This window comes from Mesorhizobium japonicum MAFF 303099, from assembly GCF_000009625.1.
Taxonomy (GTDB): Bacteria; Pseudomonadota; Alphaproteobacteria; order Rhizobiales; family Rhizobiaceae; genus Mesorhizobium; species Mesorhizobium japonicum.
In genome coordinates this window covers 293,007-311,323 of the sequence record NC_002679.1, presented here as the reverse complement: position 1 = coordinate 311,323, position 18,317 = coordinate 293,007, and the positions used below count along the sequence as shown (strand labels likewise).

Annotated in this window: 14 protein-coding genes and 3 pseudogenes; 11 read left to right on the top strand and 6 right to left on the bottom strand. The window is 61.9% G+C overall.

Going from position 1 to position 18,317, the window contains the following annotated elements; genetic code table 11:
* The first annotated feature begins 77 nt into the window (after positions 1 to 77).
* From repA to repC, 3 genes are all read left to right on the top strand, one after another.
* On the top strand, positions 78 to 1,292 hold the full coding sequence (repA, locus tag MAFF_RS36340; protein ID WP_010915937.1) for a plasmid partitioning protein RepA: 1,215 nt from the start codon (positions 78 to 80) through the stop codon (positions 1,290 to 1,292).
* Entirely contained in the window at positions 1,289 to 2,287 is a 999-nt protein-coding gene (gene repB, locus MAFF_RS36335; protein WP_010915938.1) for a plasmid partitioning protein RepB, read from the top strand. Before repA ends, repB begins: the two co-directional genes overlap by 4 nt.
* Before the next feature lie 154 nt (positions 2,288 to 2,441).
* Positions 2,442 to 3,647, top strand: a complete 1,206-nt coding sequence (gene repC, locus MAFF_RS36330; RefSeq protein WP_010915939.1) for a plasmid replication protein RepC — start codon at positions 2,442 to 2,444, stop codon at positions 3,645 to 3,647.
* A gap of 4 nt (positions 3,648 to 3,651) precedes the next feature.
* On the opposite strand, the pseudogene pcm reads toward repC, so the two are convergent.
* Both pcm and MAFF_RS36320 read right to left on the bottom strand, forming a co-directional pair.
* Positions 3,652 to 4,156 (bottom strand): annotated as a pseudogene (gene pcm, locus MAFF_RS36325) (protein-L-isoaspartate O-methyltransferase).
* Positions 4,157 to 4,533: 377 nt separating this feature from the next.
* Positions 4,534 to 5,700 (bottom strand): ATP-binding protein, encoded by a 1,167-nt coding sequence (locus MAFF_RS36320; RefSeq protein ID WP_044552272.1) that lies wholly within the window; start codon positions 5,698 to 5,700, stop codon positions 4,534 to 4,536.
* A 329-nt stretch (positions 5,701 to 6,029) separates the two neighbouring features.
* Between MAFF_RS36320 and MAFF_RS41585 the strand changes: the two are divergent.
* Together MAFF_RS41585 and scpB are read left to right on the top strand one after the other, a co-directional pair.
* Positions 6,030 to 7,014: pseudogene (locus MAFF_RS41585) on the top strand (DUF1403 family protein).
* A 5-nt stretch (positions 7,015 to 7,019) separates the two neighbouring features.
* Positions 7,020 to 7,712 (top strand): SMC-Scp complex subunit ScpB, encoded by a 693-nt coding sequence (scpB, locus tag MAFF_RS36310; protein WP_044552270.1) that lies wholly within the window; start codon positions 7,020 to 7,022, stop codon positions 7,710 to 7,712.
* Positions 7,713 to 7,748: 36 nt separating this feature from the next.
* On the opposite strand, the gene MAFF_RS36305 is transcribed toward scpB, so the two are convergent.
* The 3 genes from MAFF_RS36305 to groES form a co-directional block, all read right to left on the bottom strand.
* Positions 7,749 to 8,048, bottom strand: coding sequence for a DUF5623 domain-containing protein (locus tag MAFF_RS36305; RefSeq protein WP_244420866.1), 300 nt, complete (start codon positions 8,046 to 8,048; stop codon positions 7,749 to 7,751).
* 499 nt (positions 8,049 to 8,547) lie between these two features.
* Positions 8,548 to 10,197, bottom strand: a complete 1,650-nt coding sequence (gene groL / locus MAFF_RS36300) for a chaperonin GroEL (RefSeq protein ID WP_010915800.1) — start codon at positions 10,195 to 10,197, stop codon at positions 8,548 to 8,550.
* 63 nt (positions 10,198 to 10,260) lie between these two features.
* Positions 10,261 to 10,557: a co-chaperone GroES gene (gene groES / locus MAFF_RS36295; protein ID WP_006203049.1), complete on the bottom strand. Its 297-nt coding sequence runs from the start codon at positions 10,555 to 10,557 to the stop codon at positions 10,261 to 10,263.
* 374 nt (positions 10,558 to 10,931) lie between these two features.
* Between groES and MAFF_RS36980 the strand changes: the two genes are divergently transcribed.
* The 6 genes and pseudogenes from MAFF_RS36980 to MAFF_RS36265 all read left to right on the top strand — a co-directional run.
* Positions 10,932 to 11,591, top strand: a complete 660-nt coding sequence (locus MAFF_RS36980; RefSeq protein WP_010915942.1) for a hypothetical protein — start codon at positions 10,932 to 10,934, stop codon at positions 11,589 to 11,591.
* Positions 11,592 to 12,077: 486 nt separating this feature from the next.
* Positions 12,078 to 12,266, top strand: a complete 189-nt coding sequence (locus MAFF_RS36285; RefSeq protein WP_010915768.1) for a hypothetical protein — start codon at positions 12,078 to 12,080, stop codon at positions 12,264 to 12,266.
* 182 nt (positions 12,267 to 12,448) lie between these two features.
* Complete coding sequence (locus MAFF_RS36280) at positions 12,449 to 13,348, top strand: DUF3991 and toprim domain-containing protein (protein ID WP_010915943.1); 900 nt, start codon at positions 12,449 to 12,451, stop codon at positions 13,346 to 13,348.
* A 328-nt stretch (positions 13,349 to 13,676) separates the two neighbouring features.
* A complete protein-coding gene (locus MAFF_RS36275; protein ID WP_010915944.1) occupies positions 13,677 to 14,282 on the top strand; it encodes a DUF1419 domain-containing protein in 606 nt (201 codons plus the stop codon).
* 9 nt (positions 14,283 to 14,291) lie between these two features.
* A complete protein-coding gene (locus MAFF_RS36270; RefSeq protein ID WP_010915945.1) occupies positions 14,292 to 14,690 on the top strand; it encodes a DUF3085 domain-containing protein in 399 nt (132 codons plus the stop codon).
* A gap of 83 nt (positions 14,691 to 14,773) precedes the next feature.
* A pseudogene (locus MAFF_RS36265) lies at positions 14,774 to 17,536 on the top strand (lactate dehydrogenase); the annotation flags it as partial.
* Positions 17,537 to 17,907: 371 nt separating this feature from the next.
* On the opposite strand, the gene MAFF_RS39710 reads toward MAFF_RS36265, so the two are convergent.
* Positions 17,908 to 18,246: a hypothetical protein gene (locus MAFF_RS39710; protein ID WP_157866251.1), complete on the bottom strand. Its 339-nt coding sequence runs from the start codon at positions 18,244 to 18,246 to the stop codon at positions 17,908 to 17,910.
* Positions 18,247 to 18,317 lie beyond the last annotated feature (71 nt).

Here is an 18,317-nt window from a genome sequence, read left to right as displayed (position 1 = left end):
TGGTTACCGAATCGTGCCATGTTCGATACGGTTTTTTAGCAATTCGCCGCTAAAAAGCGCATCGAAAGGGGAAATCGATGTTGCAGACTCAAAACGTATCGACGGCCATTTCTTCCGACGCGCGGATTGCTCATCATGCGCGCCAGCTGTCTATGCAGCTGCAGTTACTGCGAGAGCGCCTGTTTCCGCCGTCCTCCCAGAAGATGTTGAAGACGTTCACCTCCGGCGAGGCCGCTCAGCTCGTCGGGGTATCGGACGGCTACCTACGGCAGCTTTCAATAGATGGCAAAGGCCCTTTGCCCGAGGTATCCCAGACGGGACGACGTTCGTACTCGCTCGCCCAAATTCATGATTTGCGGCAGTACATGGCTTCTATCAAGCCGAAGGATGCACTCACGTACCTTCCGTGGCGGCAGAGAGGCGAAAAGCTCCAGACGATTGCCGTTGCCAACTTCAAGGGCGGCAGTGCAAAGACAACGACATCCATCTACCTCGCACAGTATCTTGCCTTGCAGGGATATCGTGTTCTCGCGGTTGATCTCGACCCCCAGGCTTCGTTGTCGTCGATGCTCGGTGTTCAGCCGGAGTTCGATCTAGCGGAAGGCGATACGCTCTATGGTGCGATCCGTTACGACGAGAAACGGCGGCCGCTGAAGGAAATAATCAGAAAAACGTACTTCGCTGGCCTCGACCTCGTTCCCGGGAACTTGGAACTGATGGAGTTCGAGCACGAAACCCCGACTGCACTGATGGAGCAGCGGAAAGCAAGCAACAGCGAAATCTTCTTTCGGCGCGTCGGCATGGCCTTGGCCGAAGTCGAAGCCAATTATGACGTTGTGGTGGTCGACTGCCCGCCGCAGCTCGGATACCTGACGCTTGGTGCGGTTTGCGCAGCGACATCGCTTCTGATCACCGTCCATCCTCAGATGGTCGACGTGGCGTCAATGTCGCAGTTTCTGCTGATGACTTCCGACCTTCTGTCGGTCGTCCGGAAAGCAGGCGGCGATCTGAACCACGATTTCATCCGGTATGTCATAACGCGCCATGAGCCGCACGACGGTCCCCAGGCACAGATCGTTGCCTTGCTGAGAAGTCTTTTCGGGGACGAGGTTTTGGCGGCGACAGTGCTGAAATCGACGGCGATCGCCGATGCCGGGCTTACGAAACAGACACTCTATGAAATCGAACGAGGACAAGTCCGCCGCTCGACATTCGATAGGGCGATCGAATCCCTGGATGCAGTCAACGGGGAAATCCTCGGCGGCATCGAAAAGGCATGGGAGCGGTCATGAGCAGGCGAGACGTTCTGAACGGAATATTTGCCGATACGACCCGAGAGTTGGCCGCGGCCAACTTTTCCAAAGAGGCGGATGGCGGTCGTGTTCTGGCGGGTCCCGTAAGGACGATGGGACTTGCCCTCGACCGCATGGACCAGGAAGCCAGAGAACTTCGGGAAGCCTTGAAGTCCGGCGAGAGGGTTGTCGAACTCGATCCCGAACTCATTGACGGCTCATTCGTGCGTGATCGCCTCGACGGCGAGGTACCCGCTACGGACGATATTGTGAGGTCGATCGAGGAAAACGGCCAGGAAGTGCCCATCCTCGTCAGGCAGCACCCCGATCTCGAAGGACGATATCAGGTTGCCTATGGCCATAGGAGGCTTCGTGCTGTCCGGCTCCTCGGGCGGAAGGTAAGGGCGGTTGTCAGGCGATTATCGGACAATGAACTCGTCGTCGCACAAGGCATCGAAAACACTGCGAGAAAGGATCTCTCTTACATCGAGAGAGCGGTCTTTGCCTTAAGCCTCGAGACACACGGCTTCGGCCGCGATCTGATCATGCAGGCGTTAAGCACTGAGAAGACGGAACTGTCGAAATTGTTGTCCGTCGCCAAGGGCATTCCAGGCAGCCTAGTCAAAGCTATCGGTGCCGCACCCTCTATGGGCCGTCGCAGGTGGATGGATATTGCCGAAAAGATCACTGATCCCAAAGCGATGGAAGTCGCTAGAAATGCCATCCACAGGCCTGAATTCGAGGCCTTAGGCTCGGACGAACGCTTCATGATGGTTTTGGCTGAGGTTTCGAAGAAGCCGCCGCGAGAGCAGACCATCAGCGAGTGGAAACCGAACGGTGGCAAGGTTGCGGCAAAGATCAAGGACACCGGGAGGGCCTATACGCTCTCTCTCAAGACTGCCGAAGCCGATGAAGGCTTCGGCGCATATCTGACAAAACGGCTGGATGATCTCTATGCCGACTGGCAGGCAAACAGGAAATCGAAGCAGGAGTGAACCGCAAAAGAAAAAGGCCCCCAAACGACCTTAGTCGTGGAAGCCTCTCTCATGTTGTCGCAAACTGAGAATCGCATTTCCACGAATCACTGTCAAGAGTCTAGGCGTCGATTCGGCGAGCAGATTTCTTTTGCCTAATCGAGGGTGAAAGAAAATGGAGACGGGTATTGCAACGACGCCCTTTGGGCGGCGGCCGATGTCGCTTGCCATGCTGGCAGCGCAAAACGAGTCACGGGAGATCCCCAAGGGCAAGGTCATCGACAAGTGGCAGATCTATCGCAACCTCTGCGAGGGCAAGAGCATCGTCGGCATCGGCGATCGCGCCCTGGCCGTCCTGAATGCGTTGCTGTCATTCTATCCTGACAGCGAGCTGAGTGAGGAAAACGGCCTCATCGTCTTCCCCTCGAACGCACAGCTGTCCCTCAGGGCGCACGGCATGCCGGATTCCACCTTGCGGAGGAACCTGGCGGAACTGGTGGATTGCGGTCTAGTCATCCGTCGGGACAGCCCGAACGGCAAGCGTTATGCACGGAAGGGCAGGGGTGGGGAGATCGAGGAAGCATTTGGCTTTTCCCTGGCGCCGCTGCTGGCCCGTGCTCACGAGTTCGAGGCGGCGGCCGAGCGTGTTCGCGCCGACAACAGGGCGCTCAGGCTTATGAGGGAACGCATCACGCTACACCGCCGGGATATCCAGAAGTTGGTCGAGGCGGCCGTTGAGGAAGACGTGCCGGGCGACTGGGGAGGCCTGTGGAGGCGTTTCCGCGCCGTTGTGGAGGCAATTCCGCGCCGAGCATGCATTGCCGAGCTCGAACCGATCGTGGCCGATCTGGCCGCGCTGCGTGATGAGGTGGATAAGCTGCTGGAAATCCATATGAAATCCACGCATCCGAGCGGCAATGACTCTCAAAACGAGCGGCAGCAATCTGATTCAAATACCGACTCTATTTTTGAATTTGAACCTGCTTTAGAGAAAAGCGGGGCGACGGCCGAGCCAAGGACGAGGACCGCAGAGGCGCCGAAAACATACCCGCTGGGGATGGTGCTGAAGGCCTGCCCCGAAATTGCGGATTATGCCGTCGACGGGATCGGCAATTGGCGCGATCTCATGATAACGGCTGCCCAGGTGCGGGGATATCTGGGCGTTTCGCCGTCAGCGTATGAGGAGGCTTGCCATGTGATGGGCCAGGAGATCGCGGCGATCGTGATTGCCTGCATCCTGCAAAGGGCGCAGCACATCAACTCGGCCGGCGGCTATTTGCGGGTGCTGACCGAGAAGGCGAGGGCAGGGGAGTTTTCGGTCGGACCGATGCTCATGGCTGCTTTGAAAGCTAATGGGTCACCTACCAGGATGGCCGGGTAACCGGCTAATGTGACGATGGCCGCCGTCGCGGCTTGTTGATGACAGTCAGAAACTGTGCTTCTTCAGATCCCAACGGCAGGACCAGCCGTCCCCCCGGTTTGAGTTGCTTCACTAAAGCCGGCGGCGTCTGCTCAGCCGCCGCCGTGACCAGGATCTTGTCGAATGGGGCGTGCTCGGGCCAGCCGCGAGACCCGTCCCAGACACCAATGCCGACATTGGATAAATCGAGCCCCCTGCAGGAGAGCCTCTGCACTGCTTGCGAATTCCTCGACGATTTCGACGCTACAGACTTGCCCGGCGAGCTTCGCGAGAACTGCGGTTTGGTAGCCCAGGCCGGTGCCGATCTCGAGTACCGCCTCGTGCGGTTGCGGTGCAAGGAGATCGGTCATGAGAGCAACGATGAAGGGCTGCGAGACGGTTTTGTCAAAGCCGATCCACAGCGGCATGTCCTGGTAGGCGTAAGGCACAACCGATGCTGGCACGAAGCGATGCCGCGGCACCCGCCGCATCGCTGCCATCGCCCGCTCATCGAGCGCCGCCTTGCCAAGTTCTTCGCTTGCAAGGTCGGTATGGATTGCAATCATCTCGACCATGTGCCTGCGTAGAACCGCGAGGTGCTCTTCGGTCATTGGCTTCATGACGGACGGTGCTTTCCTCAACCATGCTTGCTGCCACTCAGCCTTATATCCTGTTGTCACAGCAACGCCCGCCATCGTTTCCAGTTGCAGGTGGCGCACTCGCTGAAACGAACTCAGACGTACGAACGACCGTTGAGGTCACGGACGATCGGGAGTGCCGCAGCCGTGGGAGTTATGGCCCTAAGAGCTCTCAGCCCTCTGCCCAATCTGGTCAGGCAAGGAACCCGCGCCGCTCGCCGGCTTTTGCATTATGCTTCGCCAAGCAGCGCCCGGCCTAAGTCCCGCAGGGGCATCGCTTCGATGCCATGCTTGAGCGGAAAACGCTCCGCTCCCGGAAAGACGACGATGCGCCGCTCCGGAGCAAGGTCCTCGCAGGCCTGATGGAAACCTTTTTCCACCTTCGGCGTCAGGCTACGCTTGACTTCGATGGCCCAGAGGCGCTGGCCCGGCAATGTAAGCAGCAGGTCGATCTCCGCGCCCGCGGCGGTTCGGTAGAAATGGCTCAGCGTGCCGGCGGGGGCGGCGGCAGTGAGGGTTTCGATGACAAAGCCTTCCCAGGAGGCGCCGGCCACCGGATGTCCAAGCACGTCTTCCTGCGTGGCGAGACCAAGCAGCGTATGGGTGATGCCGCTGTCGCGGACATAGACGCGCGGTGATTTGACCAAGCGCTTGCCGACGTTGGCGTGCCAAGGTTCCAGCCGGCGAACCAGCAGTAGATCGACAAGCAGGTCGAGATAAGACGCGACAGTCTTGCCGTCGACGCCGAGCGCGCGGGCGAACTCGGCGGCGTTGAGCAGGCCGGCCTGGTGGTGCGCCAGCATGGTCCAGAAGCGGCGCAGCGTCTCGGCCGGGATGCGCGGACCGAGGAGGGGGATATCGCGCTCCAGATAGGTGCGGATGAAATCCAACCGCCACCGCTGGCTGGCGCGGTCGCTGGCGGCCAGAAAGCTGTCGGGGAAGCCGCCGCGCACCCATAGCGGACCAAGATCGCCGGCGCCAACCTCGAGACCGTCGATCGGATGCATTTCGAGATAGGCGATGCGGCCGGCAAGGGTTTCGCCTGACTGCTTCAGAAGATCGATCGACGCCGATCCCAACAGCAGGAAGCGGCCAGCTTTGCGGCCGCTGCGCCGACCGCGGTCGATCAGCCCGCGCAGGTTCTGGAACAGGTTAGGTAGCCGGTGTACCTCATCCAGGATGACCAGCTTGTCCTCATGATCGGCCAGATAAAGTTCCGGCTCGGCAAGTCGGGCGCGGTCGGCGTCGGATTCGAGGTCGAGATAGATCGAAGGACGCCGTTCGGCTATTTCCAGCGCGAGAGTGGTCTTACCAACCTGACGCGGTCCGAGCAGCGCCACGGCGGGCATGCTGTCCAGCAACTCGGTGAGTTCGGTCGTGATGCGGCGCTCAATCATCCTTGCAATTATGGAGTGCAATTCCGATTGTGCAAGGAAGAATCGAGGCTCGCGCCGCGCGGGTTCGTAGGGGTTAGAGTCCGCTGGCTTTGGTGAGATTGACGTCGCGACGGCGGAAGCGTGACCAAGCTGCTTTTGCACATAGCGCTCGTCGAGCGCAGACGGTGCCAAAGCCATTTCGGGGTTTTGATCGACGAGAGAGGCCATCTCCTCTATAAGGAGTAAAACGAAAGTTAAGGCTTATCGTTCGTTTTAAACTGTCGACAGGGTGCGGCGGCTTTCGGCCATTTTCGTTGCCAGAAGCGCCGCGATGGGTCATCCTGTCGACGATGATTCTGCGCCCGAAACTGCTTCGCCATGCACCTGTGGCCGTCGGTGCAGCCCTGGCTGCGCTGGCCACTCCCGTGCCGACCTGGCTGCGCGCCGCGGCGGCCGGTCCGGACTCGGTTGAAGACGCTGCGTTTGCCGCGGCCGCGGCGCTGACCGCCCTCGACGCGGTGGTGCGCCGGCAGGAGCGATGGGCCGGCGTCTGGCGGCAGCGCCTGGCACTGGCGGCGGCAGCGGCAACGGCGAAACGCGCCGGCCGGGTCGAGGACGAAGCGGCGCTGCGCGACGCGCTGCTGCTCACCCGTCCCGGCGACGACGTTGGACCGGCCGGCCGTATGCTGCTTGCCTGGCGAACACTGGCATCGCGTCCGGTCGCGACGTTGGTCAGCGAGGCGGTGTTGGTCGATGTCGCCGCGGATCTGGGGAGCGCGCTTGACAAGGCGGCAGCCGGCCAAATCGGCGACGAAATCCAGGCTATGGCTGGCGCGGTCGGTAATGCAGTCGGTGGCGCGGTCGACGCCATCGCCCTGCTCGAGCGTCATGACAGTCGCGCCGCGCGTGAGCTTGGACCATGGCTTGCCGACGCTGTTCTGGCCGGCCGGCTGGGCTGGGCGCATGCGGTGCCCCTGTCTGGCTTGCACCCGGTGGCGGGCGGTCGTCGGTCACCACAATGCCGAACGGCAATCGGGGCAGGCGTCCCGGCAACGCATTTTGGCGGCTTATGCGCAGGCGGCGCTGCAGGCGATGGATCTTGCGGCCGAGCTCGGCCGCCGCGGCGACGGCCTGCTGGCTGTCGCCCCAAAACTGCGGGCGAAAGGATCGGATGCCGTCGTCGAAAAGCTGCTTTCTGACGATGCGGTCGTCGCCTCGGAAAAGATTGCCGGCATGAGCGACCGCGGTATGCGCCGCCTGTTCGACCGGCTGGTCGAACTCGGCGCCGTGCGTGAGCTGTCCGGCCGCCCGACCTTCCGCATCTACGGGCTGTGAGACCGATGGTGGAGCAGGCGCGCGGGAGAAGGGCGAAGGAGCGATCAGATGACCACCTGTTCGATCGCGAATTGGATCACCTGCCGCCGGAGGTGCGTTGGCGCGAATGGATGAACCGCGTCGAAGCAACCATCTTCGCCGCCGGCGAACCGATCAGCCGCGAGGTGCTTACCCGCATCGTCGGCAAGACCTGCAGCATCGACCTGCTGATCGACGACATCCGCGAGGAACTGCGCGGCCGGCCCTACGATCTGGTCGCGGTCGCCGGCGGTTTTCGGCACCTGACCCGCCCGGCCTATGCCGACGCCATCCGTATGGCCGTCGGCTCCAGCGAACGCGCCGTCGACCTCACGCAATCCGAAGTGCTGGTTTTGATGTGCATCGCCTTCTTCCAGCCGATCACGCGCGCCGAACTGTCGTCCTTCTTCGGCAAGGAGATCAGCCGCGACCTGATCGGCAATTTGCGCTCCTTCGGCCTGATCGCCTCCGGCCCGCGCAGCCCGACGCCGGGCGCCCCCTATACCTATGTCACGACAAAGGCGTTCCTGCTGGAATTCGGGCTTGAAACCTTGCGCGATCTCCCCGACTTCGAGGCGCTCGAGGATGCGGGGCTGCTGTCGAAGGAAAAGCTGCTCGCGGGCGACATCATGCCGGGGTTTTTGGGCCCTGGCGAGAGTGGTGCCGACGCCGACGAATAGAGGGCCTGTGCCTGAGCCGGAGGCGACCGACCATCGTCACCGCAACTTCTCGAGCGATCGGACAGCAAGATCGATTTTCCCTATGAGGTCCCTCAACGGCGCACAATCCGGATAGTGTTGCATCAGCATGGATTGTGCGAGGCGGAGGTCCTCGATGTGTTGTTCGCCAGCTTTTGACGTTCCTCCGGCGGAATTCTCTCCGTAGTAGAGGTCGAAAAACACCGCATCGGACATAGCCTGGCGATCGTGTTCGCATTGAACCCAGTCATCAAGCTCGCTTCGGACGGCATCAACGCGCTTGTAAACGCCCGCGCGCGCTCGCATGTCGGTCAGCACGCTTGATGCCCTCAACCGAGGACGGCTGAACATCTGTCTTGGACATGCCTGTTCTCCTGGCTCGTAGGGAAGCGTCGCCCGTCAACCACCTCGTGAGCCCGAACATGACATGAACGGGAGCATCAGCATCGGCAGCGCTGTCAACAGCTTCGCAACGACGGGCGGCGCGCTCCTGCCGGTGATCTTGGACATTGTTCCATCCTTTTCGAGGGGCGGCCGCAAAGCAAAGCCGCCTCCCTCATCTACGAAATCGCCACAACGGATTTATGAAACTGACATGAATTTTCGCGAGCGGGCTGCGCCCCGTGCCGCGCGAACTGGGGTTAGCGCAAGCATGATCCGCGTGACAGCGCGTTCTGCGGGCGTCTATCCGACATCGGCATGTGGCCCGGATATACAGGCGAGAAATTTCGCGAGCGCCGAACTTTTCCGACCGGATTTGCGCTAAAGAAAAGGGCGGCAATGCTGCCGCCCTTGAAGATGTTGAGATGCGTGGGCCTTAGAAACCACCCATACCGCCCATGCCGCCGCCGGGCATACCACCCGGCATGCCGCCGCCAGCCGACTCCTTCTTCGGAGCCTCCGCGATCATGGCTTCGGCGGTGACCAGCAGGCCGGCGACCGAGGCCGCGTCCTGGAGAGCCGTGCGCACGACCTTGACCGGATCGACGATGCCCATGGCGATCATGTCGCCATATTCGCCGGTCTGGGCGTTGTAGCCGTAGGTCGCGCCCTTGTTCTCAAGGATCTTGCCGGCAACGATCGAGGCTTCCGCACCGGCGTTGGCCGCGATCTGGCGGGCCGGAGCCTGCAGCGCACGACGCACGATGCTGATGCCAGCGGTCTGGTCGGAGTTTGCGCCGACAGCGTTGATGCTCAGCGAAGCGCGCAGCAGGGCAACGCCGCCGCCGGGAACGATGCCTTCTTCGACGGCTGCGCGTGTCGCGTTCAGCGCATCGTCAACGCGGTCCTTCTTTTCCTTGACTTCGACTTCCGTCGCGCCGCCGACGCGGATCACCGCAACGCCGCCCGCGAGCTTGGCGAGACGCTCCTGCAGCTTCTCCTTGTCGTAGTCCGAGGTGGTCTCCTCGATCTGCTGCTTGATCTGGGCAACGCGGCCCTGGATCTCGGCCTTCTTGCCGGCGCCGTCGACGATGGTGGTGTTCTCCTTGGAGATCGACACCTTCTTGGCGCGGCCGAGCATGTTGAGGCCGACGTTCTCGAGCTTGATGCCGAGGTCTTCGGAAATGACCTGGCCACCGGTGAGGATGGCGATGTCTTCCAGCATGGCCTTGCGGCGATCACCGAAGCCCGGCGCCTTGACGGCGGCGATCTTCAGGCCGCCACGCAGCTTGTTGACGACCAGCGTGGCCAGAGCCTCGCCTTCGACGTCTTCCGAGATGATGACCAGCGGCTTCGAGGTCTGTACGACAGCCTCGAGGATCGGCAGCATGGCCTGCAGGTTGGAGAGCTTCTTCTCGTGGAGAAGGATGTAGGCGTCTTCCAGATCCGCAACCATCTTGTCGGCGTTGGTGACGAAGTAGGGCGAGAGGTAGCCGCGGTCGAACTGCATGCCTTCGACGACTTCGAGTTCGGTCTCGGCGGTCTTGGCTTCCTCGACCGTGATGACGCCCTCATTGCCGACCTTCTGCATCGCTTCCGCGATCATCGAACCGACCGAGGAGTCGCCGTTGCCGGCGATGGTGCCGACCTGGGCAACCTCTTCCGAGGTCTTGATCTTCTTGGCGTTCTTGATCAGCGTCGCGACGACGTCGGCAACCGCGAGGTCGATGCCGCGCTTCAGGTCCATCGGGTTCATGCCGGCGGCAACCGCCTTGTGGCCTTCCTGGACGATCGACTGTGCCAGAACGGTTGCGGTCGTGGTGCCGTCGCCGGCGATGTCGTTGGTCTTCGAAGCAACTTCGCGGACCATCTGCGCGCCCATGTTCTCGAACTTGTCCTCAAGCTCGATTTCCTTGGCGACGGTGACGCCGTCCTTGGTGATGCGCGGGGCGCCGAACGACTTGTCGATGACGACGTTGCGGCCCTTGGGGCCGAGGGTCACCTTCACCGCGTCGGCGAGGATGTTCACGCCGCGCAGCATGCGCTCACGGGCGTCGCGGGAGAATTTTACGTCTTTGGCAGCCATGTTTTAGCTCCTGGCATGGGCTTGCGATCAAGCCCGAAATTCAGTTGACGGTGAGGCCGATAATCAGCCGATGATGCCCATAATGTCGGATTCCTTCATGATCAGAAGGTCTTCGCCATTGAGCTTGACTTCGGTGCCTGACCACTTGCCGAACAGGATGCGGTCGCCAGCCTTGACGTCCAGGGGAACCAGCTTGCCAGCTTCGTCACGAGCACCGGAGCCGACAGCGATGATCTCGCCTTCCTGCGGCTTTTCCTTTGCCGTATCCGGGATGATGATCCCGCCGGCGGTCTTGGATTCGGATTCGACCCGGCGGACGACCACGCGGTCATGAAGCGGGCGGAACTTCGACTTTGCCATTTTTTGGATATCCCTAGTACGGAGGTTGAGCGGTTCTCCGTTGCCGGAGAGCGGTTAGCACTCGGCAGAGGCGAGTGCTAACGTGGCGGTGAGATAGGCCACAGGTTGGTGCTAGTCAAGACGGAAGAGGGGACGCGCAAAGCGTATAAGATTTGGAATCGGCGCGCGAAAGCACCGGGATCCTTTGCGGGAGGACAAAGCTCTTTTTGCATCACCGACCGCGACTACCTCTCGGTCAGCCGACAGCACTTGACAGGTAAATGGCATACCCGTCCGTTCGAACTGGCCGGCCTGGTTCTGCCACGACGTGAGTCTGATGGGCCTTCCAAGCGCCGATTTGGCCGGTTAGGATTTGCAGGGGCGCGAACAACCGGATGACGAACGCGATGATGCTGGAAAAACTGCGCGCCTGTTGGGGGTTTACCCCGACCGTCGATAGGAACGTCGCCCTGGTGGATGGTTTTCTGAAGGGCAAGCGCTTCGCCGACCTGGCGCAGGAACATGACTTGTCGACATCGAGGGTGCGCCAAATCATCGAGAAGGCCGATCGGCTCGTGGGCGGCGGCATCCTAACCAAGGCTGAACCGTCCAAGGCCTCGCCTCGATCCGATTTCATGGTCGACTATCCGTATGTGTGGAACCTGGCCCAGATGCACCGGCTCGGTAGCGTCACGCCGCACCATTTCTTTGCGGAGTTGGAACGCGCCGGATCGCTGGAGCGGCTGGTCGACAAGATGAAGCGGTTGCCGAGCCGCGCACGAACAACACGTGAGCTGGTGCGCCTCGTTTGGCTAAAGGAAAGGGGCGAGAGCCCATGGCCTGCAATGAAGCGATCAAACATTGCGATCGTGCAACCAAGCTGCCCGGTCGACCATCCGGACCGCGGCCTTCAATGCCAGCTCGCCTTGGAACCGGCCCTTCAGCAATTGGTTCAGCGTGCAGCAGAATCCGGCTGGAGCGAGGACGAGGTAGCCTGCGCGCTCCTTGATCTCGCCGGCGCACGCCTCAAGGGACAGCTACCGAGCGGGGCGTGATTTGATCGGGATACAGGGACCTGGATACGCAGCATCTGCAGCTCCTTAACCGCCAACCCCCCAGGCGACAAACGCTATCGGCGGTCCGCCCGATCAGGCTTGATGTGTCTCTCGTATTCTCGTCGGCCATGGTGTTGCCCGGATGGGGTTCTTTGTGCGACGCCACTATCGTGGCGGCATCGTCGGAAGAACGGTTTTTTCGCCTAGACCTTGATGAAGCCGGCACAAGTAGCCGCAAGTGCCGCAGGCATGAATCCGCGAGGTTTCGTGGCAAGTGACTTGGCTCTATGCGGAGCCCATTTCCCGCTCTTTCGGCTTAATTCCCTTGTTCCAGCCCGGACCTTGCCGATCAACCCGCTGCGGGGTCGGACTACGCAAAGCGTGCCGTCGCTCATGGCTTCGCCATCGCGATGATCGCGGTCCCGGCTGGACCCGACGGGCGCCTGTCGAGCGGGGAATGGTCCCCGCGACCAAGGAGCCAAACAAATGTCGCACGAACTCAGCCTCGCTCAGAGCCACGCCTGGAACCTCGCTCGCATCCTGATGACGCCGGTCATCCTGTTCAAGGTCGATGACAACGAATACAGCGTTCTTCCTGCCGAAGACCTCGACGGCGACGAAGTCGACGCGATCGCCGAATGCTGCCCATACACAGGCGGTCGGCCGGTTCATTGAACCGGCCCTCTATGCCACGGCGTGCCGCTTGCGAGCGGCAGGCCGCAAGGGAGGCTGCGCCGCGGCGGAAGCCGCGCCCTTGCGCCCTTTGCTCTTCGCGGCGGTCGTGGAGTGTTCCCCAAATTGTGTGGAAAGAGATAGACTTGGAGAAAGGCCGGCCGGAAGGCTGCCGGGAGAGAAGAATGGAAAAGGCCGATATAGAAGAGCTGCGTGGCCAGGTCGGCTGTGCGGCGGTGCTGGAGACCGGCGGCTTCGCGGTCGACCTCAAGGAAAGCACCCGCAAGGCGGTCAAATACCGCCGTGGCGATGATATCATCATCGTCATCCATGATGGCAAGGGATGGTTCGACCCGTTGTCGGATGCAAAGGGCGATGTCTATTCTCTGGTGCAGCATCTGGACGGTGGCGATTTCCTGGAAGCCTTCGTGCAGGTGGCATCGCTTGTGGGTTTCGTGCCGAGCGAGCCCGAACGGAAACGGCATTCCCGGGAGACCGAACCCGACCAGTCCGTCCCGCAACGATGGGCGGCGCGACGCAAGCCGTGGCGCGGGTCGGCGACCTGGCGCTATTTGCGCGATGAGCGGCATATTCCCGAACGGGTCATCGCGACAGCGATCGCTCAGAACGTTCTGAGGGAAGGCCCGCGCGGCAGCATGTGGGCCGCCCACAGCGACGCGGCCGGTATCGTCACAGGCTGGGAGGAACGCGGCCCGCAATGGCGTGGTTTTGCGGCCGGAGGCGGCAAGGTGTTGTTCCGGTTGGGGACGGTGACAGCCACCCGCATCTGCGTCACCGAAGCGGCGATCGACGCCATGAGCCTGGCCGCGATCGAACGGATCCGGCGCGACACGCTGTATGCCAGCACCGGCGGCGGCTGGTCGCCGGCGACGGACACGGCTCTTCGCCTGTTAGGAGGAAGGCCGAACACGCGGCTTGTAGCAGCCACCGACGCCAACCCGCAGGGCGAGGCATTCGTGTCGAGGGTGCGTGAGCTTGCCGGCGACTTCGCCTGTGACTTTGAGCGGCTGAAGCCGCTCGCCGAAGACTGGAACGCGATGCTGCAGGACGCGGCGTCCGCCTGACGGCGCCGATCACTCAACCGCCAGGGCAGGATTGAAGATCGCCGGCCCGGGCTTTGCCATGGTCACGTCGACTCGAAAGGGTGCGCCCGCGCGGGCATGACAGTTCGCCGCCAAATTGGGGAGGGCAAAAGGGGAGAAAAGGAGGGGAAACCCGGCTGCCGCATGCCCGCCGGTCGCGTGCAAGGGTGAAGCTTCGCCCGGCTGCGCCGGCCCTTGACCCGCCCGGACGGAGAGGCGGCCGCAGGGGAGGGGTCATAAAGGGCTGAAGATGATGGACTTCCACGAGGGTGCTCCGCGCTCAGCCCGACGAGGCTGAAGGAGCCCGCCGATGAACCGCTTTTCTCCCAACCGTAAAGTCTACCAGGGCATTGCCGACCGCCGGCAGATGTTCCGTTTGTTCGACCGCCATGCGCAGCGCCCAAACCGGGATCACGTCGATGCCGGATCTCTGTATAGCGGGGAGTGGTTTGGAGTCGGCCGCGTCGAGCACGACTACATGCTGGAAATTCTGCCACCGCTCTGGATGCGAAGCGAGATGTTCGCGCTGCGCGAGTTCCTTACCGACAGCATCACCAGTGTCTTCTACACGCTGCGCATCGACGGTAGAACGCGTTACTATCATGCCTATTGCGACCTGAATGTCGCGCGATCGCCTGCCGAAATGCGCGATGCCATCGTCGAGCGCGAGTCCTGGCCGGTGAAGGCGATGACGCGCGAAGAGCGGCTGGAGCATATCTGGAGCGCCACGCACGACGATTACCGTGGCTATGCCGGGGACCGCTGGCTGCCGGAGCATCGCGGCAAGCGCACGGTGCTCTGTTATGGCGGCCGGCAGCGCACCATGCTGAAGCTGCTCGGCGAGCTGACTGATGATGAGATCGCGGCCAAGCTGCCGGTGCATCTGCGCCATCTCCCGATCCAGGCGGCGGCGTGAGGTGGGGCGATGTTCACTTTTCCCATTCTTGCAGTTCGCAAGGTGATCGATCGCGGCATTGCCGATGCCGCCGCCAATGGCGGCTTCCGCAATCCTTACTATGGGACGAAGCCTGGCGAGGGCGAGCGGCCCGGCCTCTGGCTGGTCGGCGACGAGGGTGTCTACCTATTGTCCAACGGCAAACTCGTCGAGGGCGCCCGCGCGCTCGTTGTCTATTCGGAACAATGCCACCCTGTCGGCAATCCCGACTGGTGGCACTACAAGCGCCGGCATTTCGGCGGCGATGACGGCATCGAATTCATCGAGGCCGAGCGGCTGACCCCGCTCTTCGACCGGAATTTTCGCGCAACGCACCTCAACGTGCAGCTCAGCGAGAGCGACATCTCCCTCTCGCTGATTAGACGCTGATCCCTCCAACCCGTGCCGCCGATCCTCCGGCCGATCCGCTCGGTCGGAGGTTTGCGCGCGGCTTCTCGCAAGGAACTATCTCAATGTCCAACGACGACCCCTTCACGCTCGATCTCTTCGGAAATACTGCCCTCTCGTCAGGCCTCGGTCTTGGCGTCACCGCCTTCGGCGACGAGCCTTCGCCCGCTCCTGTCGAACCAGAGCCGAAGACCAGTCCCCAAACTGCTCCCGGTTTCCAACGGGTAGACACATATGCGGCTCGAGGGGAGAACTTCTTTCTCGTAAGCGATCGTGGGCTGGCCCGTGGCTGGAAACAACGCGCCCGCGACAATCTCGCTGCGATCCGTCTCGCCGCCGATATCGAGGCAGCGGATCGTCCCGCGACAGTGGAAGAACAAGCTCGGCTGATCCGGTTCTCCGGCTTCGGTGCATCCGACCTTGCCAATGCCGTGTTCCGCCGGCCGGGCGAAAACGGGTTCCGGAAGGGCTGGGACGAAATAGGATTGGAGCTGCAGGATGCGGTGACAGCCCAGGAATATGCCTCGCTCGCGCGCTGCACGCAGTACGCGCATTTTACGCCGGAGTTCATCATTCGGGCAATCTGGGCGGGATTGCAGCGTCTCGGCTGGCGAGGGGGCCGTGTGCTCGAGCCCGGCATTGGCACGGGCCTGTTCCCGGCGCTGATGCCCGAAGACCGACGGGGCGTGAGCCATGTCACCGGTGTCGAGATCGATCCCGTCACGGCGCGCATTGCCAGGCTAGTGCAGCCTCGTGCCCGTATCGTGAATGGTGATTTCTCGTGCACCGACCTGCCGGCATATTTCGATCTTGCGATCGGCAATCCGCCGTTTTCGAATCGAACCGTGCGCTCCGACCGGACGTATCGGTCGATGGGATTGCGGCTGCATGACTACTTCATTGCCCGGTCGGTCGATCTGCTGAAGCCAGGGGCTCTGGCCGCCTTCGTCACCAGCTCTGGCACCATGGACAAGACAGACAGCATCGCGCGCAAGCACATTGCGAAGTCGGCCGACCTGATTGCCGCCATGCGCTTGCCCGAGGGTAGTTTCCGAACTGACGCCGGCACGGACGTCGTGGTCGACATCTTGTTCTTCCGCAAGCGCAAGGTCACTGAGCCCGAAGGGGATCTGTCCTGGCTCGACATCGAGGAAGTCCGCCAGGCAACACAGGATGAAGGCGCGATCCGCGTGAACCGCTGGTTCGCGCGCCAACCGGATTTCGTGCTCGGCACGCATGCCACGATCTCGGGGTCTTACGGAGAGACCTATTCCTGCCTGCCCCATCCCGGTGTCGATCTGGAGCGGGCGCTCACCGCAGCGATCTCCCTCCTTCCGGAAGCCATTTATGACGGCGCGCCGGACGAGATTGATCATGACGCCGCGCCCAGTGCCGATGTCGTCGATGCCCTGCCGGAAGGCTCCGGCGTGCGCGAGGGCAGTTTCTTCGTCGCGAAAAATACCGCCCTCGTGCAGATGATCGATGGCGCTGCTGTGACCATCACCGTGCGCAAGGGCGGGGCGAGCGAAGGCGTGCCGGAAAAGCATGCGCGTATCATTCGCAAATTGATCCCCATCCGTGATGCCGTGCGTGAAGTCCTGAAGGCCCAGGAGTTCGACCGGCCCTGGAAGCCGGCCCAGGTCAGGCTGCGCATCGCCTGGTCGAATTTTGTGCGCGACTTCGGCCCGATCAACACGACCGTCGTTTCCACCAGCGAGGACGCCGAGACCGGTGAGGTCCGCGAAGTGCATCGCCGGCCGAACCTGCAGCCCTTCCTCGACGATCCCGATTGCTGGCTAGTCGCCTCCATCGAAGACTACGATCTCGAAACCAATACCGCCCGGCCGGGTCCCATTTTTACCGAGCGCGTCATCGCGCCGCCCGCGGCACCTATCATCACAAGTGCCGCCGATGCGCTTGCCGTCGTGCTCAACGAACGCGGCCATGTCGACGTCGATCACATCGCCGAGCTGCTGCATGGGGATGTCGATGACGTCATTGACGAGCTGGGTGACGCCATCTTTCGTGATCCAGAGACCGGTTCCTGGCACACGGCCGACGCCTATCTCTCCGGCCAGGTCCGCGACAAGCTCAAGGCCGCAAAAGCCGCTGCCGCACTCGACCCCGTCTTCGAGCGCAATGTCCGTGCCCTGGTCGAGGTTCAGCCGGCCGATCTTCGGCCTTCCGATATTACCGCGCGTCTTGGCGCACCATGGATCCCAGCCGCCGATGTCGTCGCCTTCGTCCAGGAGACGATGAGTGCCGAGATCAGGATCCATCATATGCCGGAGCTGGCATCGTGGACCGTAGAGGCGCGGCAACTGGGATGGATGGCGGCCGGTACGTCCGAATGGGGCACCGATCGCCGTCATGCCGGCGAGCTCATAGCCGACGCGCTGAACAGCCGGGTGCCGCAGATCTTCGATACGGTGAAGGAGGACCATGCTGAAAAGCGCGTGCTCAATGTTGTGGATACGGAAGCCGCCAAGGAAAAGCTGCAGAAGATCAAGACCGCTTTCCAGAACTGGATCTGGTCCGATCCCGACCGGACCGACCGGCTGGCGCGGGTCTATAATGACCGCTTCAACAACATCGCCCCCCGACGATTCAACGGGGATCACCTGCGACTTCCAGGCGCCTCCGGCGCCTTTTCTCTTTATGGGCACCAAAAGCGCGGCATCTGGCGCATCGTCTCGGCCGGCTCGACCTACCTCGCCCATGCCGTCGGCGCCGGCAAGACCATGACGATTGCCGCGGCCGTCATGGAGCAGCGCCGGCTTGGCCTGATCGCCAAGGCCATGTTGGTCGTTCCCGGCCATTGCCTTGCGCATTATCTCACGTCCGGTTTTATCTGGGGTATTTTCAGCTATGTTATTGGTTGGCTGGAGTTTTCAGCGTGTTGGGCTCCAGATAAAGGTCGCGACCCCGGCGCAGAACGAATATGTTCGAGGGATCGACGTTGCAGATACCGTTACGCACCATCTCCACCAAGGAGAACTATGTTGCCACGGAAGAATGGAGCCGCGCACGGTTGTCTCATTGCCCACTCCATCCAAACGGTGGCTGTGCATTTCGACGACATGGCAGCTATGCTCGCCTAACCAGCCCCGGTGTCCGAATCGCTCGGTACTATTGTCCAGAAGGGCACGTGACGTTCAGCCTGCTCCCGGATTTTCTCTCCGCTCGGCTGCCGGATTCGCTAGCAGCGATTGAACAGGTCATCGGGGTGGCTGCATCCGCGAGAAGCATCGAACAGGCAGCAGATGCAGTGCGCGGTCCCGATATTTGCCTTCCAGGCGCTGTGCGTTGGCTTCGCCGTCGTATCGTAGCGGTGCGTAAATCCGTTGCTGCTGTCGGAGTAATGGCACCCGGGCTGTCGCACTTGGTAACGAACGAGACGCTGGCCCTTACGGATCTGCGGCGTGCCCTTCCTCCACAACTGCTGCTCGACATTCCGGTGCCCGTAGGCTTTCGCCTTGGTCCACGAACGAATGATTGCGGTGCGCTCGGATGCTTGGCTTCCGGTGATGTCGGACAAAAGGTTTCGATCGTGCCGCGGACAACCATTACCAACACGATGCGGGGCCTGATCTCACCGTCGCGGCTGGC